Consider the following 1,123-nt stretch of genomic DNA (forward strand, 5'->3'; position numbering starts at 1 on the left):
GGGGCCGGGGCGTGGGTCTGCGCCGGGGCGGCCTGGACCTGGGCCGGTACGTCCTCCGCCGTGATCGAGCGTACGGCGCCCTGCAGTTGGTCCTCGGAGACCGGGACGACCTGCGAGGGGATGCAGGTGGCGTGGGCGAAGGCGAGCACCGCGGTCTCCTCGCCCACGAAGAGCACGGTGCTCGTCTGCTCCTGCGCGGAGTCGCCGGGGGCGCGGCAGGAGGTGCAGTCGTACGTGCCGGGGGCGGACTCGCCGGCGACGAGCCGGTCCGCCTCCTCGTCGCCGATCTCGGCGCGTACGGCGTCGCTCACTTCGAGCATGCGGGGCACGAGTCGCTCCTCGGTGTCGTGGTGCGTGTTCATCTGGGCACAACGGGCGACCTGTGTGCGGAGTCACGCCCCGGGCGGCGATTGCCGGAACGGGGTGCACGGACAGTAGGGAGTTGATCGGAAATTCTCACTGTGGGTCAACTGATGTGCGAATCACCCTCGTTGGTGCCGTGAGGCGAGCCACAGCACGACCGAAGATTTGCCAGACAAAGCCGGATTTGACCGGCGCGGCGACCTGTCCGGTATTGATCGATACCCGCGGTAACCGGCAACTGGCCTCGAATGACGGGGTCTTGGTTGATTACGCCCGACAAGGCTGCCTAGATTCGGCCGCCGCGTGCACCGAGCACCGACCGGGCAGGGGACCCGGGTCCACCGAGAGGAACGCATGCCTTTCCCGAAGGGCGACATACGCGCCACCAGCAGTGACCGTACGACCAGTGAGGCAGGCACCACCATCAGCACCAGCACCAGCACCAGCACCGCACGCAGGACCCGCCGGAACGCCGCCGTCGCCACCGGAGCCGCCGCGCTCCTGACCCCCCTCGCGCTCCTCGCCGCCGCCGCGCCGGCGGGCGCCGCGGACAGTGGGGTGTGGGACCGTATCGCGCAGTGCGAGAGCGGCGGCGACTGGTCCACCAACACCGGCAACGGCTACTACGGCGGGCTCCAGTTCGCCCCGTCGACGTGGGAGGCGTACGGCGGCACCGCCTACGCCGCCACCGCGGACCGGGCCGGCCGGGAGCAGCAGATCGCGGTCGCCACCAAGGTGCAGGCCGCGCAGGGGTGGGGCG

General features: G+C 70.9%; 1 protein-coding gene and 1 pseudogene. One reads left to right on the top strand and one right to left on the bottom strand.

Translation table 11 applies throughout. From position 1 onward, the window contains the following. Positions 1–329, bottom strand: a pseudogene (locus tag H5J30_RS34885) (hypothetical protein); the annotation flags it as partial. A 388-nt stretch (positions 330–717) separates the two neighbouring features. Between H5J30_RS34885 and H5J30_RS34890 the strand changes: the two are divergent. Beyond that, positions 718–1,123 (top strand): transglycosylase family protein (locus H5J30_RS34890; protein WP_181791809.1); only part of this gene is annotated, 406 nt, incomplete at its 3' end.

It is taken from the genome of Streptomyces phytophilus, assembly GCF_013870535.1.
Lineage (GTDB): Bacteria > Actinomycetota > Actinomycetes > Streptomycetales > Streptomycetaceae > Streptomyces > Streptomyces phytophilus.